Here is a 26160-nt window from a genome sequence, read left to right as displayed (position 1 = left end):
GGCCATGCGCCATACCCTTGTTTGGGTGGTCGTCATGCCTAAGCGGTCGCGGCTCTTGTTTGCGCTGGCCGGAGCACTCTACTTGACGGCACTGGCACGGGATGGTGTTGACCGCTGGGTCGATGCCACAACCCTGCCTTCCGTTCTGGCTGAAACTTCAGTCGAGATGCGGGACCGGAATGGCGAGCTTTTGCGTGCGTTTCCAGTCGAGGATGGCATCTGGAGGCTGCGGCCCGGCGCAGTTGACCCGGATTTCATCGCAATGCTGATCCGGTACGAGGACAAACGGTTCTGGACCCACGCCGGAGTGGACCTCATCGCGATGCTGCGGGCTGCCGGGCAAAGCCTGTGGAACGGGCGCAACGTGTCGGGCGGGTCCACCCTGACCATGCAGGTGGCGCGGTTGATCGAAGATGGCCCAACCGGGCGCTGGAGCGGGAAATTTCGCCAGATCCGAGTCGCATTGGCGTTGGAGCGGCGTCTGAGCAAACAGCAAATCCTGAACCTTTATCTGACCCATGCCCCCTATGGTGGCAATCTGGAAGGGCTCCGTGCCGGCGCCCGCGCGTGGTTTGGAAAGGACGCCGCGCGGCTGACACCCGCGCAAAGCGCCCTGTTGGTTGCGTTGCCGCAATCCCCCGAGGCCCGGCGCCCGGATCGCAGGCCAGAGGCTGCCCGACAGGCCCGCGACCGGGTTCTGAACAGGCTGGTGCGCCACACCGTCCTGACCGATGCCGAAGCGCGCGCGGCCATGACCGAACCCCTTCCGGATCGGATGACTCCGTTTCCGCGCTTTGCACCCCATCTGACTGACCGCGCAAGGCGGCAAGCACCCGCAATCCAGGCCTTCGATCTGACCCTGGATGCCGGATTGCAGGCCCGGCTGGAAACCTTGGTGGCCCAGGCCGCCACCCGCGTCGGACCACGCGTTTCCGGGGCTCTGATCGTGGCCGACCATCGCAGCGGCGAGGTTCTGGCATCGGTCGGATCTGCCGGGTATCAAGATGCCCGTCAGGGGTTCGTGGATATGACCCGGGCCGTACGGTCGCCCGGATCGACCCTGAAACCTCTGGTCTACGGGCTGGCCTTCGATCAGGGGCTGGCCCATCCCGAGACCCTGATCAGCGACAGCCCCGTGATGTTTGGCCGATACGCACCGCGCAATTTCGACGGCGCTTTCCGTGGCGATGTCCGGGTGCGGGACGCCCTACAGCTGTCGCTGAACATCCCCGTCGTGCGCCTGACGAATGAGCTGGGGCCCGCTCGGTTGATGACGGCTTTGCGGTTGGCAGGGTCAGAGCCACGCCTGAATGGCGCAACACCCGGATTGGCGATTTCTTTGGGTGGCGTGGGGTTGAGCCTGCACGATCTGGTGCAGCTTTACGCCACTCTGGCAGCTGGCGGAACAGGCCCGATCCTGCATCATGACGTTCTGGCAGACGCCCAGCGCACCCGGCGCGTTCTGTCGGAAAGCTCGGCCTGGCAGGTTTCGGACATTCTGGCCGGGCTTGCGCCACCGGCAGGCGGTGCAACAGGGTCGCTGGCCTACAAGACCGGCACGTCTTATGGCCACCGCGATGCCTGGGCCATCGGCTTTGACGGGCAGCACGTCATAGGGGTCTGGCTGGGCCGCGCCGATGGAACGCCTGTTCCCGGTGCATTCGGGGGCGACCTTGCCGCACCCCTGTTGGCCGAGGCTTTCAACCTGTTGAAACCCGAGCTCACGCCCCTGCGCCCACCGCCGCCTTCGACCCTGCTTGTGGGCGCGGCCCAATTGCCTCAGCCGTTGCAGCGATTTCGCCCCCGCGCGACAGCTTTCAAGGATGATCCTTCGGCGCCAGACCTGCTGTTCCCGCCCGATAACGCCGTGTTAGAGACATCAGGAGCACCTCTGACGGTCAAACTGCGTGGCGGCGTCGGGCCGTTTTCCGTACTGGCGGATGGCGTGCCGGTGCTGACCGGGCAGCGGCGACGAGAGTTCGAAATCCCCAATCCGGGAACCGGCTTCACCTCACTGGTCGTGGTGGATGCGCAAGGTCAATCCGACAGGGCGTCAATCAGGCTCGATTAGCGCCGCCCCTCGCGCAGCCAACCGCCCAGCAGGAAACCTCCTGCCAACAGCAAAACCAGCCAAGGTGGCAGCAGCCCCGCCTGGGTAACATCCCGTGTCTCGTAGGCATCGCGCGGGGTCAGACCGATCCAGCCCCGACCAGCCGCCGGGCGCCCGGCGCGCACGTTGCGGATCGACGGCAACCCATCTTCCACCCGGATCACGCCGCCCCGCAGGCCAGCCAGAACCGGTTCAAGAACATCCCCCGTTGCGATGGTGCGTTCAAACTCCTTCGGCGCGGCAGGACCAAGCCCGATCACGGCCAAGTGGTCACCTTCCTGCAAACGGTAAAGACCAATCTCGGGCCCATAGTATTGCGCTTCGAACCGCCCCGGAGAGACCTCTTGCAAGGTGATTTCCAGCGTTTCGCCGTTCGGGCGCGTCACAGTCACCGGACCCACATCATCCCCAAGCGTCTGTCGAATGATGCGCATGGACTGGCCGTTGGCTTCGGCCCACAGCGCCTCCTCCTCGAGTTCGGGTTCCTTCATCATCCAATGGGCCAGCCGGCGCAAAAGCTCCAGTTGCGGGCCGCCACCTTCAAAGCCGCGGCTCCACAGCCAGGCATGGTCCGATGCAAGCATCGCAACACGTCCTTCGCCCACTCGGTCCAGAACCAGCAGGGGGCGTTCGTCAATGCCCGTCATCAGAACCTCGCCCGAGCGATGGTTCACATCGATCTGGCGCAACCAGGCCCCCCAATCCTCGGAATCGCCAAGATTTGTTGTCACCGGATGGCGCTGACCCAACGCGCTGACATTCGGAACAAAGCGTTCCTCGAAGACACGCGCGGAAGGTTGCGCCGGCAGGATCGGCGCCAGCGGCGACCGGAAAATGCTGTCAGCTCCGGCGAAATCAGGACCGGCCGCAATCAGAACGGCGCCGCCGTCATTGATATAACTGGTGACGTTGTCCAAATAGATCGCAGGCAGGATGCCGCGCCGCTTGTAGCGGTCGAATATGATCAGATCGAAATCGTTGATCTTTTCCAGAAACAACTCGCGGGTCGGGAAGGCGATCAAAGACAATTCGTCCACCGGCACACCATCCTGTTTCTCGGGCGGGCGCAGGATGGTGAAATGCACCAGATCGACCGAGCTGTCGGATTTCAAAAGATTGCGCCATGTGCGCCCGCCCGGATGAGGTTCACCCGAGACCAGCAGAACGCGCAGGCGATCCCGAACGCCGTTCATCTGGATCAGCGCGGTGTTGTTGCGGTCGGTCAACTCGCCTTCGGCCAGGGGCACGGAAAACTGAATCACGTTGCGCCCGCCATGAGGCAGGGTGACAGGCAGTTCGACATCCCGACCGATTGGAATACTCAGCTGCTGAGGCTCACCACCATCCACGGAAATCTCCAGCGGCGCTGTCGCGGCACCCGCGGGGGCTGCTCCGCTGTCTTCAACGCGCAGGGTCAAAGTCACCGATTCACCGATGATGGCAAAAGCAGGCGCATTTCGGACGACAAGCCGGCGATCCCAGTCGTCCGCACGCCCGGTTTGCAGCAGATGCATCGGCGCCGGCAATTCCGGGGCCTGATCGGCATCGTGCACGATCCCGTCCGATACCACCAGAATGCCCGCGATGCGCGCACGCGGTTCTTCGGCCAGGGCCTCATTCAGGGCAGCCATGACCTGTGTGCCCTCATCCCCGTCACCGTCGCCGACCCGAATGCGGCGCAGTTCCGTATTGTCCCGCGCCTCGATCTCGGCGGCCAGATCTTCGGCGGCCTGCGCGGTTTGTTCGGCCCGGTCCGAAAGTGTCTGGCTGGCGCTTTCATCCTCGATCATCAAAACAATATCCGTCAGCGGCGCGCGGTCTTCGACTTGATAGACCGGACCGGACAGTGCCGCGATGACAACCAGGGCCGCCAATCCCCGCAGGGCCCAGCCCGACAAACCGCGCCACAAGGCCAGAGCTACTCCGACAGCGGCAATCGCCCCCACAGCAGCCAAAAGCGGCCACGGGATCAGCGGGTCGAATATGACGGTTCCGGTCATTGTCCCAACCTGTCCAAAAGGGCGGGCACGTGGACCTGATCGGATTTGTAATTCCCGGTCAGCACGTGCATCACCAGATTGACGCCAAAACGATTGGCCAGTTCGCGTTGCCGTTCCCCGGCATACCCACGACCGACAGGCAAAAGGGCCTGGCCGTTGCGATCCACGGCCCAGGCCCCGGCCCAGTCATTGCCGCCGATAACCACCGGTGTCACGTTGTCATTGAGGTTGCGGAAAGGCATCCCTTCGATCTGTTCTGCATCCCCGGGCGCAGCTTCGACCCAGACTTCTGCGCCGGAATAGCGGCCCGGGAAATCCTGGAGCAAATAAAATGTTCTGGTCAGGACGTGATCGCGGGGAATCGGCTCTAATGCAGGGATATTCAACGGTCCGGCCAGTTGCTGCAACTTGCGGCCATTCGGACTGGAAGCGCCGAAACCGGCAATATCCGCATCGCGTGTATCAAACAGGATCATTCCACCCGAACGCAAATAGGCGTTCAGTTTGATATACGCCTCGGCCGAAGGTTGCGGCTGGTTCGGCGTAATGGGCCAATAGAGAAGCGGAAAGAATGCCAGCTCGTCTCGTTCCAGATCAACGCCGATTGGGTCCGCCGGTTCGACAGAGGTGCGAAAGAACAGGGTTTGCGCCAAGCCCCGCAATCCGGCCTCGGCAATATCGTCCACCTGCGCCTCACCGGTCAGCACATGCGCCAGCACAAGCTCTTGCGTTGCGGCAAGGGCAAATTCGGTATCTTCGGGCGTCTGCGCCTGTACGTCCGGCACCAGCAGAAAAGCGGCCAGCGCGGCAGCCGCGGTTCGCGCCAGACCCAGCCTGCCCGACAAGGCCAGCGAGGCAATCACGTCAACCGTCAGCAAGATCAGAGCTAGGCCGAGCAACAGGCCACCAAGCGGGGTTTCCGTGCTGACCTCCTGCCCTTTGATCGGCACATTGGCGGGCCAGGTCACCGGGCGCAGCTCGGTTTCTTCCGAGACCACGTTCAATGCCAGCTTCTGTTTTCCGCTTTCATAGAGACCCGGACGCAAATCCGGCCCGATCCGGCCCGAGATCAGCTGAACGCCATCCACACCGGCCAGAGTTCCGGCATCTGACAGGGCGCCAAACCCGTCCATGATCTGAACCGGCTCCCACGTGGTGCCTTGCAGTTGCGATTCTTGCCGCGACTTGGCCGCCGACGCCACGGCCAAACGATCCAGCATCTCGACGAACAGGCCCGACAACGGCAGGCTGGACCATTCGGCATCCGCAGTGACGTGAAACAGCACCACCTGCCCAAGCCCCAGAGCCTTGCGTGTCACCAACGGAGTCCCGTCGGACAGCGAAGCAATCACGCGATCCGCCAAGTTAGGGTCTGGTTGCGCCATGACTTGGGTCGAAACAACCACGTCCTTTGGGATATCCAGCCCGAAAAACGGAGAGCTTTCGGGGAACGGCGCCAGCGTCTTGGCTTCGCCCCAGCTCATCGCACCGCCGACGGATCGTCCACCGCTGCGCAGCCGCGCCGGCAACAGGGTGTCTTCGGTGTCCCTGCCCAGATCGCTGGCCGCCATGCGCGGGCCTGCAAAACGCAGCAGAAGCCCGCCCTGTTCGACCCATTCGATCAAAGCGGCCTCTTCCGGCTCCGACATCTGCGCCACGTCCGACAGGACGATCACATCCGGGTTGGCGGGCAGAACCTCAAGCAGGCCGCCATCGACAAAATCCGCGGTCGGGACCAGGACCTGCGTCAGGTAATGCAGGGGTGACAACAGCTCCAGCCCTTCACGGTTGCGGGTTCCGGCAATCAGCGCAACCTCGCGCCGGCGCAGACTGTCATCGGTCAAAGTCACGGCCCCGGCGGACCTTTGGCCCTGTATTTCAAACCGCGTGATACGGGCGCGCAATTCCGACGGCAGCGCCAGATCGGCCTGCGCCGTGGTTTCGCCGGCTTCAAGGGTCAGCTCAACGGAATGCAGCACCCGGGCCGTACCCGCCGGATCACGGCCTTGCGCCAGTACCGTCACGCGGTCTTCCGGTCCGGGGCCCGCGCGCTGAACGGTCAATTGGATCAGCCCGTCCTGATAGGCCGCAGGCCGAATCGCAACGGGCCGGGACGCCGCCTGATAGACCGTCACATCTCCGCGCGCCTGAAGGCTGGACACCAGTTCAGCGTGGTCTGCATAGTCCAGCCTGTCACTGAACCAATGTGTATCAAATCCGCCGTCAACGGCGTTCAACGCGGCAATGGTCTGAGCAACCTGATCCGCATTCGGCTGCCAGGGGTTCGGGGTCAGCCCAGGCAAACGCCCGCGCCACGCTTCCGCAGCCTGAAATACCGGTGTTTCCGGTTCTGTCAGGCGCAAAATTGCAACCGTTCGGCCCGCGCGCCCGGCCTCCGACAGTTGCGTGTCGATTTGGTCAAGTGTCGCCGGCCAGCGCGCGGCTCCGGCCCAACTGGCGTCCAGCACCAGCAGCAGCGGCCCGGTTCCGGTTTCATCCCGTGACGGGTTCAGAACCGGCCCTGCCAGCCCGATGATGATCGCAGCCGCCGCCAGCATCCGCAGCAGCAGCAGCCACCATGGGGTGCGGTCGGATACGCTTTCGTCATCTTTCAGGCCCAACAGCAGCGTGACCGCCGGGAACAAGCGGCGGATCGGTGCCGGCGGAACCGCGCGCAGGATCAGCCACAGGATCGGCAGGGTCAGAAGACCCAGCAACACCCATGGCGCGGTAAAGCCGATGCCCGCCAGAACCGTCATCGCGTGCCCCCATCCAAGGCCCGATAAAGCCATAACAGAGCCGCTTGTGCGCTGTCGCCCGTGTGGTGCAGGCCCAGTTGCCAACCCGTCGCTCGGCACAGTTGCCTCAGCGCGTCCTTGCGGTGCGCCAGGCGTTCCAGATAACGGTCCCGCAGCTCGGCAGCCTTGAGCGTTTCGTGTCGGACAGACCCTCCGACGCTTTCGAAAATGGTGCGCCCGCGATAGGGAAACGACTCTTCACCCGGATCCAGCACTTGCAGAACTACGCCGCGCACGCCACGGTCGGCGGCTTTGGTCAGGGCAAGTTCAACCTCATCCATGGGGCCCAGAAAATCCGAGATGAACACGGCGCGGGCATGAGGGATCATGGCGCGGTGTTCGGGCGGGGCGTAATCCGCTTGATTATCCTCGGACCAGGCCTGCGCCAGCCGGATGATCTGCGCATTGCCGCGCCGGGGCGGCAAGGTGGTGCCCGTCAGACCTACGCGTTCACCGCCGCGCACCAGAAGGATGGATGTCGCCAGCCCCAACAGCCGCGCGCGATCCGCCTTGGTCGGCAGGATCTTGTCGGACGCAAACCGCATCGAAGCCCCCTGATCGACCCATAGCATTACGGATTGCGCGATCTGCCATTCCCGTTCACGTACAAACTGCTGATCCCCCCGCGCCGAGCGGCGGTGATCGATCATGCGACGGCTGTCGCCGACCTGCGCCGGGCGGTATTGCCAGAAATCATCCCCCATCCCGGACCGCCGTCGACCGTGGTCGCCCAGCAGAACGGTTCCGGCCAAGTGCTCGGCCCGCGCCAAGAGGGGCGGCAGCCGTGATGCCTCGGCTTCGGATCTTTCGCGAAGGGTCAGCTCGGCATTCACGCCGCGGCCTCGGTCCGGATCAGCCCGACAGCGGTCGAGTCAATCAGCTCTGCAAGGCTGTCACCACGCGCCCTTGCCGCAAAGTTCAGTGCCATCCGGTGGCTGAGCACCGGGCGCGCCATATCCAGAACATCCTCGGCATTTGGTGCCAGGCGTCCCTGCAACATGGCACGCGCCCGCACCGTCATCATCAGCGCCTGCGCGGCACGGGGGCCCGGACCCCAGGCCACGGTTTCGGCAACCCGTTCGGACACACCGGGTTCTTCGGGGCGGAAGGCCCGCACGAGATCAAGAATCAGTTCAACGACGGATTCTCCGACCGGCATCCGGCGCAACAAGACCTGCGCAGCCAGCAACTCTTCCTTGCTGAAAATCTGATGCGCCTCTTCCTCTTCAACCCCGGTCGTGGCCAGCAGAATATCCCGCTCGGTCTGGCGGTCGGGGTATTCGACGTCAATCTGCACCAGGAACCGGTCAAGCTGGGCTTCGGGCAGCGGATAGGTGCCTTCCTGCTCAATCGGGTTTTGCGTTGCCAGCACGTGGAACGGCGTACCCAACGAACGATCCTCGCCTGCAACGGTAACGGTGCGTTCCTGCATCGCCTGCAACAGCGCCGATTGTGTCCGCGGGCTTGCCCGGTTGATTTCATCCGCCATCAACAACTGACAGAAGATCGGGCCGGGAATGAACCGGAAATGGCGGCTGCCATCGTCGGCAGTGTCCAGAACCTCGGAACCAAGAATATCGGCGGGCATCAGGTCGGGCGTGAACTGAATGCGGCTGCCATGCAGGCCCATCACCGTCGACAAAGTCTCGACCAGGCGTGTCTTGCCCAAACCCGGCAGACCGATCAACAGGGCATGGCCGCCGCATAAAAGTGCGGTCAGCGTCAGGTCCACGACCCTCTCCTGCCCGATGAAGCGGCGGGTGATCGAGGCCTTGGCCTCTTGCAGCTTGTTTTCCAGCGCTTCGATCTCGGCTACGAGGTCGGCAGGTTCGGTCATGACTTTCCCTTCCGTGGACTATTATGATTGAAGTGTATCGCGCTGAGAGGAAATGGCAAAAGCAATGAGCGGACAAAAACCTGTGAAACCGTCGCCAGATGGTCTGGCGGCATCGGTCAAGGCGGCCAAAACCAACGGTTTACCGCCCGTTCACCTCTGGAATCCTCCGTTTTGCGGCGATCTGGACATCAAGATCGCAAAAGATGGCACATGGAGTTATTTAGGCTCAGCCATCAACCGTTTCGAGCTTGTGAAGCTTTTTTCCTCAATTCTTAAGAAGGAAGACGGCAAATACTTCCTCGTCACCCCGGTCGAGAAGGTGGGAATCACTGTCGAAGACGCGCCGTTTGTCGCTGTGGATTTCGACCGGGACGGGGATGGAAAGAACCAGTCCTTGACCTTCACAACCCATGTTGGCGACCGGGCCGTGGCCGGAGTTGATCATCCGATCCGAATTGTAATCGACCCGGAGACGGACGAACCCTCACCCTACGTATTGATCCGCGACAACCTCGAAGCCCGCATAGACCGCAAAAGCTTTTACCGCCTCGTCGAGATCGGAACGCACCATGACGGCTGGTTCGGTGTTTGGTCAGGCGGGCAGTTCTTTGGCCTGATCCCCTCAGCCGACCTGAGCTGACCGTGGCGCGCGATCCTGTGCCAGCACGACAGCCATTGCAACAATGCTCGCACCCAATGCCCTGGTCCAATTCCATTCGTCCCCCAGCATCAGCATGATCAGCATCACGTAGAACGGGGCAACATTGATGTGAAAAGAGGCCAGCGCCACGCCCAGCTTGCCTACGGAGGTGATGAAAAACACCTGGCTGAGACCCATGGAGACAAGCGCATAAATCATCAGCATGCCTGCCTGCTGCATGTCGAACGCAGTTGCAGGCATCACGTCCAGACCAAACTGCGCCGATCCGAAAACCAGCAGCGATGCCATGGCCAGCCCTCCGACAAAGGTGATCGTCGTGCGTCCGGTCTGGCTCAGTTCGGCGAAATCCCGGGCGGTTGCCATGCTGGCCCAGCAGAACAGCACTGTTGATCCAACTGCACAGGCCGCGCCCAGACCCAACTGGGCCGGGGCCAAGGCGCTGGTGGCGATCAACCCGCCGACAATCGACACAAGAACGCCCAGCGCAAAATTCCACTTCAGCCGGCGTGTGCCAGCAGCCAATTCAAGCAATGTGGCCACCAAGGGTGCGCAAGAGGCGATGATTGCCACCGTCACCGGGTCGGTCAGCTTTTGCGCCAAGATCAACAGGAACATTCCCGACCCGATTCCAAGGCCCCCGACGGTCATTGCATGACCCCAGCGGGCTGAAACAACCCGGCGCGGTCCATCCAGAATCACCCAGACCGGCACCATCACCAACACGGCCAGCGCCAGTCGCGCGGCCAACAGGGCGACGGGCGGCCATGTTTGCAACAGCACTTCGGCCGCCGGAAACCCGGCCGCCCATGTCAGCATCGAAGCTACGGCCAACCCGTTGCCCGACAAGGCAGAATGCTGTCCCGTCGGCGCAGAAAGGCTGCTCCCGCGGACGGGGTCTGGGCTCATCGCCATCGTTTTCAAACCTTCCATTGGCACGGCGTCAGAAAATTGATTCGCCGCAATGCAGGAAGCGTTTCCGATTTCATCGGGTCGATCTGGTCGAATTTCGACAAACTGTCGTTTTCCGTCACTTTCACAGAAATCAACGCGCGGATAAGGTCGGGCCACCTGAAATCCATGGGCCGCCTATGCCAAAATTCGCCGCTAATATCTCTTTGCTCTTTGCCGAACTTCCGTTTCTGGACCGGTTTCAGGCAGCGGCAGATGCCGGGTTCAAGGCGGTCGAGATTCTGTTTCCGTATGAACTTGCTGCAAAAGAATCCCGGCGTGCCTTGCTGGCCAACGGGCTCGAACTGGTTCTGATCAACGCGCCCCCGCCGAATTATACCGGTGGCGCACCGGGTTATGCCGCCATCCCCGGCGGTGCGTCCCGGTTTCAGTCTGATATCCGCCGCGTTCTGCGCTACGCTCAGGTGCTGCGGCCGGGTTTCATTCATATCATGTCCGGATACGCGACCGGGACCGATGCGCTGGACTGCTTCGTGCAAAACTTGCAGTGGGCCGCCGATTTCGCACCGCAGCAGACTTTCACGATCGAACCCCTCAATCCGATGTCCCAGCCCGGTTATTTCCTGAACGACTATGATCTGGCGACCGAGGTACTGGGCCGCGTGGACCGCCCGAATGTCGGTCTGCAATATGACAGTTTTCACGCACATATGATCCACGGCGACGCGTTGGCCGTCTGGGAGCGTTTTCACCCCAGTGTTGTCCACGCCCAGATCGGGGCCGCCCCCGAACGTTCTGAACCGGGGCGCGGGCCTACGGATTTCGCGCAGCTTTTCGCGGCAATGGATGATGCTGGTTACACCGGTTGGGTCAGCGCCGAATACGCGCCTTCGACGGCTCGAACGGATGCGACACTGGCTTGGATGCGACGTTGACGCCGTTCATCGGGCTGGAATTCGCTGCCCGAAAGGCGCACAAAACGGGCAAATCGCTTTCGAGGATGCCCGATATGATTCCTGCCCGCTTTGCCCATGCCATCTTTGGACTGATCATGTCAGGGCTGATGTCGTGCATTGTCACCGGGATCGCTACGGTCAAGGCAGTGGGGTTCCATCCTGAAACGCTTGGTGACTGGATGGCGTCCTGGGCCTTTTGCTGGCCCATCGCGTTCACGGTGATCCTGGTCCTTGGACCTTCGGTGAAACGTATGGTCGAAGGGTGGGTCAGGCCACAGGGCTGACCCGGAAGGCCGACCTGGCGCTAGTGCGCCTCGGCCCAGTTCGCGCCCTGGCCGGCATCCACGCTCAGCTTCACATCCAGTTTCACCGCCGGGTCCGAGGCACCCTCCATCACCTCGCGCGCCACGTCGATCAGCGGATCCACGGAATCCTCGGCGACTTCGAACAACAGTTCGTCATGGACCTGCAACAGCATCTTGGCGGGCAGCCCGTTGATCGCGCCCGGCATCCGCACCATCGCGCGCCGGATCACATCCGCGGCCGTGCCCTGAATCGGCGCGTTGATCGCCGCCCGGCGCGAAAATCCTGCGTGCGGCCCCTTGGCGTTGATCTCGGGCGTGTGGATCTTGCGCCCGAACAGGGTTTGGACATAGCCGTGCTCTTTGGCAAATGCCACCGTGTCATCCATATACTGGCGAATGCCCGGAAAGCGTTCGAAATAGCGGTCGATGAAACCCTGTGCCTCGGCCCGCGGTATGCGCAGGTTGCGCGCCAGGCCGAAACCCGAGATGCCATAAATCACACCAAAGTTGATCGCCTTGGCCTGACGGCGGATGTCCGGCGTCATCTCGTCCAGCGGTACGTCGAACATCTCCGACGCGGTCATGGCGTGGATGTCCAGACCATCGGCAAAGGCCTGTTTCAGGGTCGAAATGTCGGCGATATGCGCCAGGATGCGCAGTTCGATCTGGCTGTAGTCGAGGCTGACCAGAACATTGCCCGGCTCGGCGACAAAGGCCTCGCGGATGCGGCGGCCCTCCTCGGTGCGCACGGGGATATTCTGCAAATTGGGGTCGGTCGAAGCCAGACGCCCGGTATTCGCCCCGGTGATGGCATAAGACGTGTGCACCCGGCCCGTGTCGGGGTTGATATGGGTCTGAAGCGCGTCGGTATAGGTTGATTTCAGCTTGGACAGTTGCCGCCAATCCAGCACCCTGCGCGGCAGTTCATGCTCGGTCGCCAGATCTTCCAAGATATCGGCCCCGGTCGAGTACTTGCCGGTCTTGCCCTTCTTGCCGCCTTCCAGACCCATCTTGTCGAACAGGATCTCACCCAACTGCGCGGGGGAACCGACATTGAAATTCTCACCCGCCAACTCGTGGATTTCAGCCTCTAAACCGGCCATTTTCTGGGCAAAGGCGTTCGACATACGGCTCAGCACATCACGGTCGACCTTGATGCCATGCATCTCCATCTCGGCCAGAACCGGCACAAGTGGTCGTTCGAGCGTCTCGTAGACAGTCGTCACCTGCACCCGGTGCAATTGTGGTTTGAACAGTTTCCACAGGCGCAGCGTTATATCCGCATCCTCGGCGGCATAGGCGGTGGCCTCGTCGATCGGCACCTTGTCGAAGGTGATCGCAGATTTGCCTGACCCCAGCAGCGGCTTTATCGGGATCGGCGTGTGGCTGAGATACCGTTCCGAGAGTGTATCCATACCGTGCCCGTGCTCACCGCCATGCATGGCATAGGACATCAGCATCGTATCATCGATGGGGGTCACATCGATACCGTGACGCCGGAAAATCTTGGCATCGTATTTCATGTTCTGCCCGATTTTGATGATCGACGGATCCTCAAGCACCGGCTTCAGCAGCGTCAGCGCCTCATCCAGCGGCATTTGCCCTTCAGCCAGCGCGTCCGACCCGAACAGATCATCCGCCGCGCCATCGTGGTGGGTCAGCGGGATGTAACAGGCTTCGCGGGCCTCGACACAGAGCGAAATACCGACCAGATCGGCGATCATTTCATTCAGACCGGTGGTTTCGGTATCAACCGCGATCCAGCCTCGTTCATGGGCCTGATCGATCCATTTTTGCAAAGCCGCTGCATCACGGACACATTCATACTTTGCCGCGTCAAACGGGATCGTCTCGGCCTCAACTTCCTTGGACGCAGGCGCCGGAGCGTCGGCGATGGCCGGTGCTTCGGCCCCCAGCTTGTCGGCGATCCGTTTGGTCAGTGTGCGGAATTCCATATCCGCCAGAAAACCCAGCAGGGTCTCGGCATCGGGCTCTCTCACTTCAAGGTCATCCAGCGTGAAATCCACCGGTGTGTTCTCGTCCAGCTGCACCAGTTTCTTCGACAGTTCGATCTGATCGCGCTTTTCGATCAGGGTCTGCCGGCGCTTGGGCTGTTTGATTTCTTCCGCGCGATCCAGCAGCGTTTCCAAATCGCCATATTCATTGATCAGGAGGGCCGCCGTTTTAACGCCAATGCCCGGAGCGCCCGGCACATTGTCAACGGAATCCCCGGCCAGCGCCTGAACATCCACAACGCGCTCGGGGCCAACTCCAAACTTCTCGATCACGCCGTCCCGGTCGATACGCTTGTTCTTCATCGCATCCAGCATCTCGACGCCGTCACCGACCAACTGCATCAGATCCTTGTCAGAGCTTACGATGGTCACGCGGCCCCCAGCCTCGCGCGCCTGCACGGTCAGGGTGGCGATGATGTCGTCGGCCTCATAGCCTTCGAGTTCCTTGCAGGCGATATTGAACGCTTTTGTCGCCTCGCGGGTCAGTGGAATTTGCGGGCGCAGGTCCTCGGGCATCGCTTCGCGGTTGGCCTTGTACAGGTCGTACAGATCATTCCGGAATGTGTGCGACCCCTTGTCGAAAATCACCGCCACATGGGTTGGCGCATCCGGCCCGGTGTTCCCTTCGACATATTTCTGAAGCATGTTGCAGAACCCGGACACCGCCCCAATCGGCAGACCATCCGACTTGCGGGTCAGCGGAGGCAGCGCGTGATAGGCCCTGAAAATAAAGGCCGATCCGTCGATAAGATGCAGGTGACATCCTTTTCCGAAATTGCTCATGCGCGCGCTCCCTGTCGGTCAGGGATGGTTCTGCCACAGGGTCGCGCGGGTGACCAGCCAAGAACGCAGCCTAACCGCCAAACAATCCCGAGAAGACGTCAGAGAAACTGTTCAGCAAAGCCATGATCACCAACACCCCCAGCAAGGCAAAAAACGCAAAGGCAAAGAACTGGAACAGGATTGCCCCCGTACCTATAACCATTCCGGCGATGGCAGGGCGCCGCTTTTCGTGACGCAGGATGCCAACGGCTGATATGACGATCGCAAGCCCGCCAAGCATGGCGACACCGATCCGCAGGAAATCATCCAGATCGCGGGCGCGGGCAACGGGCTCGGGTTGTTCCATCCCCGCGGCGGCCCTCAGTGTCGATTTGCCGATTTCGGCCGCCAGTTCGCCCAGCGACACACCCGCAGTCTGCTGAGGTGCAAAGGGCCCCGCCCAGAATACGAACAACGCAGCAAACAACGCCAAAGATGCGATGCAGAACCCAACCCAGCCGAAAACCGGGTTAACATTGTCAGTGGCCGAAATTCCGGTCATCACGTATCCCTGCTTTGGTTGCGCCAAAGCACTAACATGAAAACCGAGGCAAGATTTGGGCAAAACCCGGCTGGTCGGGCAATCAGCCCTGTTCACGGCCCTTCAACACATATTTGCAGTCGCAATACGGGCATTCGACCCAGCCTGTATCCTCGGGGATTTGCAGCCAGACGCGCGGATGGCCCAATGCGCCTTCGCCGCCGTCACAGGCGACACGGGCGGTTTCGACGATCTTGGTTTCCGGCGCTTCGATGGTCACGGCTGGCGATCCTTCTTCGGTTGTCGGCCTCGCGGGCATGTATTAGGTGCGTTTATGAGCGATGAGCAATCCGGGGGCAAGAGCCACATGAGCGATGCGGCAATCAGGATCGAAGGTCTGCACAAGACCTATCGTGGCGGCAAGGGTCAGCCTGAGAAACACGCGCTGAAAGGCATTGATTTGACTGTTCCGAGGGGTTCGGTTTTCGGGCTGCTGGGCCCGAACGGCGCCGGGAAATCGACCCTGATCAATATTCTGGCCGGGTTGGTGGTGAAGTCCTCGGGCCGTGTGTCGATCTGGGGCTTCGATCAGGATCAGAATCCGCGGCAGTCCCGCGCCGCGATTGGTGTGATGCCGCAAGAACTGAACCTTGACCCGTTCTTCACCCCGCGGGGCGCCTTGGAAGTACAGGCAGGCCTGTACGGCGTACCGAAATCCGAACGTCGCAGCGATGAAATCCTTGAACTGGTCGGCCTCAGCGACAAGGCCGAGGCCTATGCCCGCACGCTGTCGGGCGGGATGCGGCGGCGGCTGCTGCTGGCCAAGGCGCTGGTGCATCACCCCAAAATCCTCGTGTTGGACGAACCCACGGCAGGCGTGGATATCGAACTGCGCCAGATGCTGTGGGCCAATGTGCGCAAGCTGAACCAGCAGGGCGTGACCATCATCCTGACCACCCACTATCTGGAAGAAGCGCAGGAGATGTGCGACGAAATCGCCATCATCAACCACGGTGAAAAGATCGCTCAGGACAGTACCGCCAACCTGCTGGGCCGCATGGACAGCCGGACCATGGTCATTGTGCCGGACACCCCGGTGGTCGACCTGCCGGTGACCGAAGGCGTCGAGGCCAGCTTACGTGAAGACGGCAGCCTTATACTGCAATATCGCAGCGCCCGGACCAGCGCCGAGCAGGTTCTGGAATCCGTCCGGGCGGCGGGCATCCGCATCCGCGACGTGCGTACCGAAGAGGCCGATCTCGAGGATGTGTTCCTGGCCCTGACCTCCTCGCGGACCGACGATGCTCCGGCCGACGATCAGGACCAGCCGCGCCGGGGCCTGCACCGGGTCAAGCTCTAAGCCCGGTCTATCCGCGCTTGGTAGCAGTTGTTCCGCGCCGATCTGACGTGGATATAGGCCACATCCAGGCGGGCAAAAATATCGCTGACTTTTGCGCCGATCTGATCTTTGGGCGTGATTGCCCCGGTGCCATAGACGATCCGGTCATCTGGTCCATACCCCTTGATCAGATAGTCGGGTGCAGTGGTCAAGATCTCGGGCAGGGCGTCGCCTTCATAGCGCTCGCAAGGCGTTGCGCACAGAAAGATCGGCCCTGTTTCAGCGTATGGATGTGGCTCTAAAAAGGGGCGATGCGCCAATATCAGCATCTCTGCGCCTTCGGGAATGTTCTTCAGGCAGTGGCGACAAGGATTGCCAGCCCCTGACGAAACGGCGCGCTCGGGCGCGGCGCCATATGCATCAGGCTGACCTGCCTGAAGGGCGCGGACTTCGTCAGTGGGCAGAGCGGTGATCTTGAACATATCAGGTCTCCTTTTTCTACAACCATGCGCGCCTGGCCTGGTCCAGGCGACCCGTTTCCTGCGCAAAGGACTCGAAAAAGAACAAAACGTGAATATAATGTGGAATCGCCATGTATGCCGAGCTGTCGATCACGTCGAACTTCACCTTTCTCACCGGGGCTTCGCACCCCGAGGAGTACATGGAGCGCGCCGTCACCCTGGGCCTGCCCGCCATCGCCATCGCCGATGACAACTCGGTGGCCGGCATCGTCCGCGCCCATACCCAGGCGCGCGAGATCGCCCGCAAGGTGCGCGAGCGCCGCGCGTGGGAGGAGCAGAACACGCCCATCGGCCCGCCCTGCCCCGATCAAATCCCGAAACCGCCCTCGTTCCCGGTGCATGCGGTGCCGCGCCTGATCCCGGCGGCGCGGCTGATCTTTACCGACGCCCCGCCCGTCACCGCCCTGCCCATCAACCGGCAGGGCTGGGCCAACCTGTGCCGCCTCCTGTCCACCGGACGGCTGCGCGCGGCCAAGGGCGACTGCATCCTGCACCTGTCCGACCTGCTGGAATTTTCCGACGGTCTGCACCTGCTGCTCTGGCCACAGGCGGGCCGTCCGAGCGGCGGCGCGAGCGGGTGGCGGACACAGGCGCAACAGCTGACGCGCCGCTTTGCCGAGCGCATGCATCTGCTGATGCATCCCCGCTATGACGGGGCGGATGCGGCATTTTTCCATTTGTTAGAGACTGAATCATATCATCTGGGCCTGCCCACAATCGCCAGCGCCGCACCGATGATGCATCACGGGTCGCGCCGCAAACTGGGTGATGTGCTGACCGCGATCCGCCTGCGCCGCAAGGTGGACGATCTGGGCTGCCACGCGCTGGCCAATGGCGAACAGCGCCTGCGCTCGGAACCCGAGATGCTGCGCATCTTCAAGGGCTTTGAGGACGCCGTGGCCCGCGCTTATGCGCTCAGCCAGGAACTCACATTCTCGCTGGACGAGCTGCGCTATGAATATCCCAGCGAGGGCAGCGACAAGGAAACCCCGACCCAGCGCCTGCATCGGCTGGCGCATGAAGGATTGAAATGGCGCTATCCCGCCGGGGCGTCCGAGAAAGCCCAAAAGATGCTGGCGCATGAACTGACGCTGATCGGCAAGCTGAAATACGAACCCTACTTCTTGACCGTCCGCGACATCGTCCATTTCGCCCGCGGCCGCGGGATCCTGTGCCAGGGGCGCGGGTCAGCGGCGAACTCTGTCGTCTGTTTCTGTCTCGGCATCACCGAGGTCAGCCCCGAGATGGGCACCATGGTGTTCGAGCGTTTCGTCTCCGAGGCGCGGGACGAGCCGCCCGACATCGACGTGGATTTCGAACATGAACGCCGCGAAGAGGTGATCCAGCACATCTATGAACGCTATGGCCGCCACCGCGCGGGGCTGTGCGCCACGGTGATCCACTATCGCGGCAAGCGCGCCATCCGCGAGGTGGGCCGCGCCATGGGCCTGACCGAGGACACGATTTCCGCCCTGTCCTCGCAGCTGTGGGGGTTCTTCTCGGCCTCGGGGCTCGAGGCGGAACGGATGCGCGAAATCGGCCTCGACCCCGAGGATCGCCGCCTGAAACAGACTCTAACATTGGTGCATCAGATCAACGGGTTCCCTCGCCACCTATCCCAGCATGTGGGCGGGTTCATCATCACCGAGGGCCGTCTGGACGAGCTGGTGCCCATCGAGAACGCCACCATGGAGGACCGCACCGTCATCTGCTGGGACAAGGATGACATCGATTCCTTGGGCATCCTCAAGGTCGATGTTCTGAGCCTGGGGATGCTGACCTGCATCCGCAAGGCCTTCGACCTGATCGGCCAGCATCATCAGACCAGCTATACGCTCGCCACCCTGCCGCCCGAGGACCCGGCGGTCTATGACATGCTGTGCAAGGCAGACTCGGTGGGCGTGTTCCAGGTGGAATCACGTGCGCAGATGAACTTCCTCCCCCGGATGCGGCCGCGCAATTTCTATGATCTGGTGATCGAGGTCGCCATCATCCGCCCCGGCCCCATCCAGGGCGACATGGTGCATCCCTATATCCGCCGCCGGAACGGGGAGGAGGAGGTCAGCTTTCCCTCGGACGCACTGGGCGAGGTGCTGGGCAAGACGCTGGGCGTGCCGCTGTTTCAGGAACAGGCGATGCAGATCGCCATCGTCGGCGCGGGCTTCACGCCGGAACAGGCCGACCGGCTGCGGCGGTCGCTGGCGACCTTCAAGAAACACGGCAATGTCAGCGAATTCCGCACCCTGTTCCTGCGCGGGATGCAGCGCAACGGCTATGACGCCGAATTTGCCGAGCGCTGTTTCTCGCAGATCGAGGGGTTCGGCTCCTACGGCTTCCCCGAAAGCCACGCGGCCAGCTTTGCGCTGCTGGTCTATGCCAGCGCCTGGATCAAGTGCCACCATCCGGGGATTTTCTCCTGCGCGCTGCTGAACTCGCAGCCGATGGGGTTCTATGCCCCCGCCCAGATCGTGCGCGATGCGCGTGAACATGGCGTGCAGGTGCGCCCGGTCTGCATCAATGCCAGCTTCTGGGACAACGTGATGGAGCCCGACGGCCATGGCGGGCTGGCCCTGCGGCTGGGCTTCCGCCAGATCAAGGGCCTGAGCGAGGAGGACGCCAGCTGGCTGACCGCCGCGCGCGGCAACGGCTATCATCAGGTTGACGACGTCTGGCGCCGCGCGGGCCTTGGCCCCTCGGTGATCGAGCGGCTGGCCGAGGCCGATGCCTTTGCCGCCTGCGGCCTGACCCGGCGCGAGGCGCTGTGGCAGGCCAAGGCGATCGCCACCGCCCGGCCTCTGCCCCTGTTCGCGCAGGATCTGGAAGGCGAGGCGCTGGACGAACCCGCCGCCCATCTGCCGCAGATGTCGCTGGGTGAACAGGTGGTCGAGGATTACGTCGCCACCCGCCTGAGCCTGCGGGCACACCCGGTGGCCCTGTTGCGGCACCTGCTGACGCCGGGGCAGCGCGACAATACCACCTCTGTCACATAACGCCGGAACCGCCTATCTGCCAAAAAAACAGAGTCGAAAACAGGCCACCATGACCAGACCAATCCTTCCGCCGCGCTTTCCCGCGACGCCCGAGCAGATCAACGCACAGGTTCGCGCCTTTTACGCCCGTGTGCGGCAGGACGCGGTACTTGGCCCGGTATTCGCCAACCATGTCACCGACTGGCCCGCGCATGAGGAAAAGATCGCATCCTTCTGGCGCAACGCCATCCTGTTCGAGCGCAGCTATGACGGCAACCCGCAGCGGGTGCATATCGAACGACCGGACGTAAAGCCCGAGATGTTCGCCCATTGGCTGGACCTGTTCGAAAAGGTCGCCACCCAGACCCTGCCTCCGGAAACCGCCACACCATGGGTCGCTCTGGCGCGCCGCATCGGTGTTGGGATGAAGGCTGGGGTGCAATCGGCCCGCCAGCCCAAGGACGCGCCACCGATCCTGCGTTGAGCCCACGTCATGGCTGCCTTGCGATGTTAGCGGTAAATTAGGGGCTATGCGGGTCGAGGAAATAGGGTTAGTCAGAGACAAGACAGCCCCTTTTGCGCTGCCCCTTCACATCGACACATCACCCGAGGCCGACCCATGAGCACTCAGAACACCACCCTCCGGGGTCTTGGCTATGCATTCGCGGGCTTTGCGGTCTTTGCCACCCATGACGCGCTGATCAAGACGCTGGGCGGGACCTACTCGGTGATGCAGATCATCTTTTTTGCCACGCTGTTTTCCTTTGTCCCGATGGCAGTGACGATCTTGACGGACCGGACCACGGGCAACTTCCTGCCGCATCACCCCTGGTTGGTGTTGCTGCGCTCGGGTCTGATGGTCACGGCCATGTCCTGCGCGTTCTATGCCTTTTCGGTCCTGCCCCTGGCCGAGGTCTATTCGTTGCTGTTTTCTTTCCCGCTGATCGTCACGGTCCTGTCGATTCCGATACTGGGCGAAGTCGTCCGGGCCCAGCGCTGGGCTGCGGTTGGCGTGGGTCTGATCGGGGTGCTGATCGTTCTGCGCCCCGGCGCAACGGATATCACGCTCGGCCATCTGGCCGCCCTGATGGCCGCATTCTGTAGCGCCTTCGCATCGGTGCTGGTGCGCAAGATCGGGAACGAGGAACGCTCGGCCGTCCTGATCCTGTATCCGATGCTGCTGGCGATCGTGGTCATGAGCCTGGCCCAACCGGCCGTTTATCAGCCGCCGTCCCTGTTGCATCTGGCCATGATGGCGCTGGTCGGCGTGTTTTCCGTGATCGCCCAGCACCTGATCATTCTGGCCTATCGGGCTGCGCCCGCCGGCGTCATCGCCCCCAGCCAGTACAGCCAGATCATCTGGGCCACGATATTCGGCATGATGTTCTTTGGCGAAACGCCCGACATGTGGGTCGCAGTCGGGGCCAGCATCATCATCGCGTCCGGTGTGTTCGTTGTCTGGCGCGAGAGCCGGGCCAATGTATCGCCGAACAAGCCGGTTCTGCGTGTCCGCTCGCCGCGTTCCGACACCGGCGCCTCGGCGCGGCCGGGGTCGTAGGGCGGCCGCTACTGATCTTTCAGTCTGATCTTCCGGCCACCGTTTTCGCCTGTTTCCTCGAACTTCCCGGTGGCTCGTACCAAGTCGCTCAGCCGCTTGAAGCCGTAGGTTCGCGTGTCAAAATCCGGATAGTTCATGCCGAGCTGACTGCCGACCCAGCCAAGGCCCGCCCATCCGTCCGGTTCCTCGGATTTGAGCACGACATTCCGGATCAACTGATAAGCATGGTTCAGCTCTTGTTTGGCAGAGGGCTTCTTAGCTTTCTCCGGGGAATCGTTCGCCTGCACCTCCTCCTTTTTGATATTCTCGATGTAGATGAACCGGTTGCAAGCCGCGACAAAGGCTTTTGGCGTCTTTTCCTCGCCGATCCCGAACACGCTCAGCCCTTGTTCTCGGATCCGGCTGGCAAGTCGGGTAAAGTCGCTGTCTGACGACACCAGTACAAACCCACCGAACCGGCCGGAATGCAATATATCCATGGCATCAATCACAAGGGCGATATCCCCGGCGTTCTTGCCAGTGGTATTGGCGAATTGCTGGTGCGGTACGATGGCGTATTCCGCCAGTTTCTCGGCGCTCCAACCCTGCGGCGTACCGCCCGAGAAATCTCCGTAGATCCGGCGCAGGCTTGCCTCACCCAATGTGGCAACTTCTTCGAAAATCTCGGCAACATGCTTTGCCGGAACGTTTTCGGCGTCAATCAGAACGGCCAGGCGTTCCGTTGCTTCAGTGGTCAATTTAGTCACTCTATTAAATATTTATCAATATCCTGAAGATAGGAGACAAAAAGGGCGGGTTAAACCCCGCCCTTGCAATTTCTGGGTGTCAGTAAATCACCACCGACCGAATGCTTTCGCCCTTGTGCATCAGGTCAAAGCCGGTGTTGATGTCGTCCAGACCCATGGTGTGGGTGATCATCGGGTCGATCTCGATCTTCCCTTCCATGTACCAGTCGACGATCTTGGGCACGTCCGTGCGCCCACGTGCGCCGCCGAAAGCTGTACCGCGCCACGACCGGCCTGTGACCAGCTGGAACGGACGGGTCGAGATTTCGGCCCCCGCGGGCGCCACGCCGATGATGATCGACTCACCCCAGCCTTTATGCGCCGATTCCAGCGCCGCGCGCATCACGCCGACATTGCCTGTTGCATCAAAGGTGTAATCCGCGCCGCCCTTGGTCAGGTTCACCAGATAGGGCACCAGATCGCCCTCGACCTCGGACGGGTTGACGAAATCGGTCATGCCGAACTTGGTGGCCATCTCGACCTTGGCGGGGTTCAGGTCGACGCCGACGATCTGATCGGCCCCGGCCAGACGCAGGCCCTGAATCACGTTCAGACCGATCCCGCCCAGACCGAACACGATGGCGCGGCTGCCGATTTCAACCTTGGCAGTGTTGATCACCGCGCCGATGCCCGTGGTCACGCCGCAGCCGATATAGCAGATCTTGTCGAACGGCGCGTCTTCGCGCACCTTGGCCAGTGCAATCTCGGGCAGAACCGTGTGGTTCGAGAAGGTCGAGCAGCCCATGTAATGCAGGATCGGATCGCCATCCAGCGTCGAAAAGCGCGAGGTGCCGTCGGGCATCAGCCCCTGGCCCTGCGTCTCGCGGATGGCCTGGCACAGGTTGGTCTTGGGATGCAGACAGTATTCGCACTCGCGACATTCGGGGGTGTAGAGCGGGATCACGTGATCGCCTGGCTTCAGGCTGGTCACACCCGGGCCGACCTCGACCACCACGCCGGCGCCCTCGTGCCCCAGAATGGCCGGGAACAGGCCTTCGGGGTCGGCGCCCGACAGGGTGAATTCATCCGTATGACAGATGCCAGTGGCCTTGATTTCAACCAGAACCTCGCCCGCCTTTGGGCCTTCAAGGTTCACATCCATCACTTCCAAAGGTTTGCCCGCCTGTACGGCGACGGCAGCACGGGTACGCATGGTACTTATCTCCCTGTCACTTTTGCCCCGACCCTGCGTCAAATACAGGGTGTTTTCAACTGTGCTTTCTTGGCAGGTTGGCTAATTGTTTGATATTGCAGAAACGACATTGCCAGAATGAGGAACGCCAATGCACCGTTTTTTACCGATCTTTATCTTTCTGGCGGCCTGCGCAGACACAAGCGTTCCGCAGGATGTCGCCACCACCTCAGAAGACGCTCCTGTTGATCTGGCATTTTGCAAGGGCGAGCCCTTTGCCGAAACGGTCGGTCAGCCCGTGTCGACGATTCAGGCCGATCTTCCCGAACGGTCTCGTGTTTTGGGCCCGGATGACATCGCCACACAGGATTACCGTATCGACAGGCTGAACGTCTATGTGAACGACGCTGGTGTTATTCAGCGTCTGACCTGCGGGTAAGCGTGGACTCGGCAGGTGATTCTGGATTAAGAACAAAATAAGAACATCAATGATGCCTGCCGATGCCCAAACGCCGAATTCTTTCGCTGTGGTTTCCCCGTCTGGGGGCCGAACGGCTGGTCCGCGCCGCGCGGGGCCTGCATGCCGGGCCTTTGGCCGTTGTGGCCGAACAGTCGAACATGCAGATCGTCACGTCATTGAATGCCGAGGCACAGGCCGCCGGATTGCGCGTGGGTCAGCCGGTACGCGATGCCCATGCCATGTGCGCCAGCTTGATCACCCGCCCTCGCAACGCCCCGGTCGAGGCTGCGTTTCTGACCGCGCTGCGCCGCTGGGCGGGCAAGTTCAGCCCATGGGTGGCCGAAGAGGCCCCCGATGGCCTGATCGTTGACCTGTCGGGCTGTGCCCATCTGTTCGGCGGTGAAGAGACCTTGCTGAGCGTGCTTGAGACCGACTGCGCCGACATGGGCCTGAGCGTGCAGATGGGTATCGCCGACACGCTGGGCGCGGCCTGGGCGCTGGCCCGCTATGCCGGGCAAGAGGCCACGTCTTACCGCAACGGCGACGCCATCAACCAAGAGGCCCGCGCCACCCGCGCCCGGGCAAGCAAGCGGCGGCACTGGACCAGGGGCGGGGCCGCGCCACAGGTGATGGCGCTGGGCGGTGGCGCGCGGATTGCCACGCCGGGGCAGGCCTATGGCGCGCTCAGCCCCCTGCCCATCGCGGCGCTGCGGCTGGACGATCAGACCGTGGCGCAACTGAACCGCCTGGGCCTGCGCCGGATCGGTGATCTGCTGGGCCAGCCGCGTGCCAGTTTGGCACGGCGGTTCGGCCGCGGGCTGGTGTTGCGTCTGGATCAGGCGATGGGCAGCGCGCCCGAGCCGGTCTCGCCCGCCCGTCCGCCACATCACTTTGCGGTGCGGATGACTCTGCCCAACCCGATTGGCCTGGTCGAAGACGTGATGGCCGCTGTCGATCGGATTCTGCCAACGCTCTGCACCAAACTGGAAGAGAAGGGGCGCGGGGCCCGCACGCTGCGGCTGGAAGCCCACCGTGCGGATCAGGCCGCTGAAATCATCGAGATCGGCCTGGCCCGTCCGACCTATGACAAAAATCGCATTCGCCCTTTGTTAGAGATGAAAGTTGACAAGATCGACGCAGGCTATGGCATCGACTTGCTGCGGCTTGAAGCGATCCAGACAGAACCCATCCACGCCCGCACCATCGCCGGTCATGCCGAAGCGCGCCGCGTGGCCCGCAACCGGCTTGAGGGCAATACAGCCGTGGATGACCTTACGGCCAAGCTGGGCGCGCGGGTCGGGCTGGACGCGATCACCCGGCGGCATCCTGCGGCCTCTCATATCCCCGAGAAAACGGCGCAAACGCTGGCGGCTGCGTGGTCGGAACCCGCGCGCGACTGGCCTGCCCCGCCGCGCCCCCGGCCCTTGCAGATGTGGCAGCCCGAACCCGTGATGGCCCCGGAAACCCCGAATGTGCCCTGCACCTTTCGCTGGCGTGGACGGGATTGGCAACTGGCGCAGGCCACCGGCCCGGAACGCATCGCGCCGGAATGGTGGCTGGATGACCCCAACTGGCGCAGCGGGGTACGCGATTACTGGGTGGTGGTGACAGAACAAGGGGAGCGCCTGTGGTTGTTCTATGGCCATGGCGGCACCATGTCCGCAGGCTGGTTCTGTCAGGGACAGTTTTGTTAGAGTCTATTTTCCACGATAAACCAGCAGATCCGGCAGACAGTCGATCAGACGAATGAACCAGGAAAACGGTGCCGGAAAATCCGTACGGAAACGACGACGCGCCATCGCCTTGACCACGCGATCCGCCGCATCCTCGGGCGACATCAGCATCGGCATCTTGAAACTGTTCTTTTCGGTCAGGCGGGTCTTGATGAAGCCCGGATTGACGATACGCACCGTCACGCCAGTACCCGCCAGGTCGTGTCGCATCGTCTCGGCCAGAGAAATCAGCGCGGCCTTGCTGGCTCCGTACCCGATTGCGGCGGGCAGCCCGTGATACCCGGCCAGTGACCCGATCAAAGTAACCTCTCCCTGGCCTGCCCGGACAAAACCCGGAACGGTTTCACCCAGAACCCGTAGCGCACCCAGATAGTTCACATCGCTCATCCTGAGCGACGCCTCGGTGTCCCATTCGGCCGAACGCATGGGGTCATACGCACCTGCATTGTAAACCAGCCCGTCGACATGCCCCGCCTCGGCAACAGCCGAACGAACAGAGTCTAACTCGGTCACATCGCACCGGATCGCGCGCGCATCCGGCAGTTCAGAACACAGTTCGGACAACCGCTCAAGATTGCGCGCAGACAGGATCAGGGAAGCACCCTGTTGGCCAAGCGCATGCGCCAAAGCGCGACCCAGCCCTTCGCTTGCGCCGATGATCCAAATGGTTTTCCCGTCAAAGCTGCTCATGTGTGGGCCGATTCAGTTGTGTTTCACGATAATACGGCCTCGCATCCGCTTCGGATCAAAACGGTAGCGCAGGTCACGG

At 62.1% G+C, this 26160-nt stretch carries 23 protein-coding genes; 10 read left to right on the top strand and 13 right to left on the bottom strand.

What is annotated here, in order from left to right:
• The first annotated feature begins 4 nt into the window (after nucleotides 1-4).
• Nucleotides 5-2071 carry a penicillin-binding protein 1C gene (gene pbpC / locus ACR0E2_RS12590; protein ID WP_480446634.1) on the top strand — a complete coding sequence of 689 codons (2067 nt, stop codon included), beginning with the start codon at nucleotides 5-7 and terminating at the stop codon, nucleotides 2069-2071.
• Here the strand turns inward: pbpC and ACR0E2_RS12585 are convergent.
• The 4 genes from ACR0E2_RS12585 to ACR0E2_RS12570 are packed head-to-tail and all read right to left on the bottom strand — an operon-like array spanning nucleotide 2068 to nucleotide 8745.
• A complete protein-coding gene (locus tag ACR0E2_RS12585; RefSeq protein WP_480446633.1) occupies nucleotides 2068-4110 on the bottom strand; it encodes a hypothetical protein in 2043 nt (680 codons plus the stop codon). The genes pbpC and ACR0E2_RS12585 overlap by 4 nt on opposite strands.
• Entirely contained in the window at nucleotides 4107-6869 is a 2763-nt protein-coding gene (locus ACR0E2_RS12580; protein WP_480446717.1) for a DUF4159 domain-containing protein, read from the bottom strand. The genes ACR0E2_RS12585 and ACR0E2_RS12580 overlap by 4 nt, the downstream gene beginning before the upstream one ends.
• Nucleotides 6866-7741: a DUF58 domain-containing protein gene (locus tag ACR0E2_RS12575; protein ID WP_480446632.1), complete on the bottom strand. Its 876-nt coding sequence runs from the start codon at nucleotides 7739-7741 to the stop codon at nucleotides 6866-6868. The genes ACR0E2_RS12580 and ACR0E2_RS12575 overlap by 4 nt, the downstream gene beginning before the upstream one ends.
• Nucleotides 7738-8745: an AAA family ATPase gene (locus ACR0E2_RS12570; RefSeq protein WP_152459465.1), complete on the bottom strand. Its 1008-nt coding sequence runs from the start codon at nucleotides 8743-8745 to the stop codon at nucleotides 7738-7740. Before ACR0E2_RS12570 ends, ACR0E2_RS12575 begins: the two co-directional genes overlap by 4 nt.
• A 64-nt stretch (nucleotides 8746-8809) precedes the next feature.
• On the opposite strand from ACR0E2_RS12570, the gene ACR0E2_RS12565 reads away from it, so the two are divergent.
• Nucleotides 8810-9385, top strand: coding sequence for a DUF1285 domain-containing protein (locus ACR0E2_RS12565; RefSeq protein ID WP_480446631.1), 576 nt, complete (start codon nucleotides 8810-8812; stop codon nucleotides 9383-9385).
• Here the strand turns inward: ACR0E2_RS12565 and ACR0E2_RS12560 are convergent.
• Together ACR0E2_RS12560 and ACR0E2_RS12555 are read right to left on the bottom strand one after the other, a co-directional pair.
• Nucleotides 9368-10312, bottom strand: coding sequence for a DMT family transporter (locus ACR0E2_RS12560; protein ID WP_480446630.1), 945 nt, complete (start codon nucleotides 10310-10312; stop codon nucleotides 9368-9370). The genes ACR0E2_RS12565 and ACR0E2_RS12560 overlap by 18 nt on opposite strands.
• Before the next feature lie 11 nt (nucleotides 10313-10323).
• The gene (locus ACR0E2_RS12555) at nucleotides 10324-10485 is read right to left on the bottom strand and encodes a hypothetical protein (protein ID WP_171233359.1); all 162 of its coding nucleotides are present in this window, start codon (nucleotides 10483-10485) and stop codon (nucleotides 10324-10326) included.
• A 9-nt stretch (nucleotides 10486-10494) separates the two neighbouring features.
• Here ACR0E2_RS12555 and ACR0E2_RS12550 point away from each other — a divergent pair, with 9 nt between their 5' ends.
• Entirely contained in the window at nucleotides 10495-11250 is a 756-nt protein-coding gene (locus tag ACR0E2_RS12550) for a hydroxypyruvate isomerase family protein (RefSeq protein WP_480446629.1), read from the top strand.
• Nucleotides 11251-11324: 74 nt separating this feature from the next.
• Entirely contained in the window at nucleotides 11325-11555 is a 231-nt protein-coding gene (locus ACR0E2_RS12545) for a DUF2798 domain-containing protein (protein WP_171117031.1), read from the top strand.
• A 20-nt stretch (nucleotides 11556-11575) separates the two neighbouring features.
• Here the strand turns inward: ACR0E2_RS12545 and polA are convergent, their stop codons facing one another.
• From polA to ACR0E2_RS12530, 3 genes are all read right to left on the bottom strand, one after another.
• Complete coding sequence (polA, locus tag ACR0E2_RS12540; RefSeq protein WP_480446628.1) at nucleotides 11576-14374, bottom strand: DNA polymerase I; 2799 nt, start codon at nucleotides 14372-14374, stop codon at nucleotides 11576-11578.
• 70 nt (nucleotides 14375-14444) lie between these two features.
• A complete protein-coding gene (locus tag ACR0E2_RS12535; protein WP_171726035.1) occupies nucleotides 14445-14942 on the bottom strand; it encodes a hypothetical protein in 498 nt (165 codons plus the stop codon).
• Nucleotides 14943-14997: 55 nt separating this feature from the next.
• Nucleotides 14998-15174 (bottom strand): zinc-finger domain-containing protein, encoded by a 177-nt coding sequence (locus ACR0E2_RS12530; RefSeq protein ID WP_152459472.1) that lies wholly within the window; start codon nucleotides 15172-15174, stop codon nucleotides 14998-15000.
• 87 nt (nucleotides 15175-15261) lie between these two features.
• Here ACR0E2_RS12530 and ACR0E2_RS12525 point away from each other — a divergent pair, with 87 nt between their 5' ends.
• Nucleotides 15262-16254, top strand: a complete 993-nt coding sequence (locus ACR0E2_RS12525) for an ABC transporter ATP-binding protein (RefSeq protein WP_480446716.1) — start codon at nucleotides 15262-15264, stop codon at nucleotides 16252-16254.
• Here ACR0E2_RS12525 and ACR0E2_RS12520 read toward each other — a convergent pair.
• Nucleotides 16251-16715: a DUF1203 domain-containing protein gene (locus ACR0E2_RS12520; RefSeq protein WP_480446627.1), complete on the bottom strand. Its 465-nt coding sequence runs from the start codon at nucleotides 16713-16715 to the stop codon at nucleotides 16251-16253. The two genes, ACR0E2_RS12525 and ACR0E2_RS12520, sit on opposite strands and share 4 nt — an antisense overlap.
• 110 nt (nucleotides 16716-16825) lie before the next feature.
• Here ACR0E2_RS12520 and ACR0E2_RS12515 point away from each other — a divergent pair, with 110 nt between their 5' ends.
• From ACR0E2_RS12515 to ACR0E2_RS12505, 3 genes are all read left to right on the top strand, one after another.
• Nucleotides 16826-19744: an error-prone DNA polymerase gene (locus ACR0E2_RS12515; RefSeq protein WP_480446626.1), complete on the top strand. Its 2919-nt coding sequence runs from the start codon at nucleotides 16826-16828 to the stop codon at nucleotides 19742-19744.
• Between the two features lie 49 nt (nucleotides 19745-19793).
• The gene (locus ACR0E2_RS12510) at nucleotides 19794-20207 is read left to right on the top strand and encodes a group III truncated hemoglobin (RefSeq protein ID WP_480446625.1); all 414 of its coding nucleotides are present in this window, start codon (nucleotides 19794-19796) and stop codon (nucleotides 20205-20207) included.
• A gap of 135 nt (nucleotides 20208-20342) precedes the next feature.
• Nucleotides 20343-21281, top strand: coding sequence for a DMT family transporter (locus tag ACR0E2_RS12505; protein WP_480446624.1), 939 nt, complete (start codon nucleotides 20343-20345; stop codon nucleotides 21279-21281).
• Nucleotides 21282-21289: 8 nt separating this feature from the next.
• Here ACR0E2_RS12505 and ACR0E2_RS12500 read toward each other — a convergent pair whose 3' ends face one another.
• Nucleotides 21290-22018: an NYN domain-containing protein gene (locus ACR0E2_RS12500; protein ID WP_480446623.1), complete on the bottom strand. Its 729-nt coding sequence runs from the start codon at nucleotides 22016-22018 to the stop codon at nucleotides 21290-21292.
• Nucleotides 22019-22106: 88 nt separating this feature from the next.
• Nucleotides 22107-23219, bottom strand: coding sequence for an S-(hydroxymethyl)glutathione dehydrogenase/class III alcohol dehydrogenase (locus ACR0E2_RS12495; protein ID WP_171233384.1), 1113 nt, complete (start codon nucleotides 23217-23219; stop codon nucleotides 22107-22109).
• A gap of 130 nt (nucleotides 23220-23349) precedes the next feature.
• On the opposite strand from ACR0E2_RS12495, the gene ACR0E2_RS12490 reads away from it, so the two are divergent.
• Nucleotides 23350-23637, top strand: coding sequence for an I78 family peptidase inhibitor (locus ACR0E2_RS12490; protein ID WP_171117012.1), 288 nt, complete (start codon nucleotides 23350-23352; stop codon nucleotides 23635-23637).
• Between the two features lie 62 nt (nucleotides 23638-23699).
• Nucleotides 23700-25352, top strand: coding sequence for a Y-family DNA polymerase (locus ACR0E2_RS12485; RefSeq protein WP_480446622.1), 1653 nt, complete (start codon nucleotides 23700-23702; stop codon nucleotides 25350-25352).
• Between the two features lie 3 nt (nucleotides 25353-25355).
• Here ACR0E2_RS12485 and ACR0E2_RS12480 read toward each other — a convergent pair whose 3' ends face one another.
• Nucleotides 25356-26081, bottom strand: a complete 726-nt coding sequence (locus ACR0E2_RS12480; protein ID WP_480446621.1) for an SDR family NAD(P)-dependent oxidoreductase — start codon at nucleotides 26079-26081, stop codon at nucleotides 25356-25358.
• Nucleotides 26082-26160 lie beyond the last annotated feature (79 nt).

This window comes from Ruegeria sp. A4, from assembly GCF_056543025.1.
The sequence above is the reverse complement of the archived record's forward strand: the minus strand, read 5'-3'. Positions and strand labels throughout refer to the sequence as shown.

Coding starts and splice junctions, on each gene's coding strand:
- ACR0E2_RS12490 (WP_171117012.1), top strand. CDS start 23,350: ATGCACCGTTTTTTACCGATCTTTATCTTTCTGGCGGCCTGCGCAGAC.
- pbpC (WP_480446634.1), top strand. CDS start 5: ATGCGCCATACCCTTGTTTGGGTGGTCGTCATGCCTAAGCGGTCGCGG.
- ACR0E2_RS12585 (WP_480446633.1), bottom strand. CDS start 4,110: ATGACCGGAACCGTCATATTCGACCCGCTGATCCCGTGGCCGCTTTTG.
- polA (WP_480446628.1), bottom strand. CDS start 14,374: ATGAGCAATTTCGGAAAAGGATGTCACCTGCATCTTATCGACGGATCG.
- ACR0E2_RS12510 (WP_480446625.1), top strand. CDS start 19,794: ATGACCAGACCAATCCTTCCGCCGCGCTTTCCCGCGACGCCCGAGCAG.
- ACR0E2_RS12565 (WP_480446631.1), top strand. CDS start 8,810: ATGAGCGGACAAAAACCTGTGAAACCGTCGCCAGATGGTCTGGCGGCA.
- ACR0E2_RS12550 (WP_480446629.1), top strand. CDS start 10,495: ATGCCAAAATTCGCCGCTAATATCTCTTTGCTCTTTGCCGAACTTCCG.
- ACR0E2_RS12495 (WP_171233384.1), bottom strand. CDS start 23,219: ATGCGTACCCGTGCTGCCGTCGCCGTACAGGCGGGCAAACCTTTGGAA.
- ACR0E2_RS12545 (WP_171117031.1), top strand. CDS start 11,325: ATGATTCCTGCCCGCTTTGCCCATGCCATCTTTGGACTGATCATGTCA.
- ACR0E2_RS12485 (WP_480446622.1), top strand. CDS start 23,700: ATGCCCAAACGCCGAATTCTTTCGCTGTGGTTTCCCCGTCTGGGGGCC.
- ACR0E2_RS12515 (WP_480446626.1), top strand. CDS start 16,826: ATGTATGCCGAGCTGTCGATCACGTCGAACTTCACCTTTCTCACCGGG.
- ACR0E2_RS12570 (WP_152459465.1), bottom strand. CDS start 8,745: ATGACCGAACCTGCCGACCTCGTAGCCGAGATCGAAGCGCTGGAAAAC.
- ACR0E2_RS12560 (WP_480446630.1), bottom strand. CDS start 10,312: ATGAGCCCAGACCCCGTCCGCGGGAGCAGCCTTTCTGCGCCGACGGGA.
- ACR0E2_RS12505 (WP_480446624.1), top strand. CDS start 20,343: ATGAGCACTCAGAACACCACCCTCCGGGGTCTTGGCTATGCATTCGCG.
- ACR0E2_RS12520 (WP_480446627.1), bottom strand. CDS start 16,715: ATGTTCAAGATCACCGCTCTGCCCACTGACGAAGTCCGCGCCCTTCAG.
- ACR0E2_RS12480 (WP_480446621.1), bottom strand. CDS start 26,081: ATGAGCAGCTTTGACGGGAAAACCATTTGGATCATCGGCGCAAGCGAA.
- ACR0E2_RS12525 (WP_480446716.1), top strand. CDS start 15,262: ATGAGCGATGCGGCAATCAGGATCGAAGGTCTGCACAAGACCTATCGT.
- ACR0E2_RS12580 (WP_480446717.1), bottom strand. CDS start 6,869: ATGACGGTTCTGGCGGGCATCGGCTTTACCGCGCCATGGGTGTTGCTG.
- ACR0E2_RS12555 (WP_171233359.1), bottom strand. CDS start 10,485: ATGGATTTCAGGTGGCCCGACCTTATCCGCGCGTTGATTTCTGTGAAA.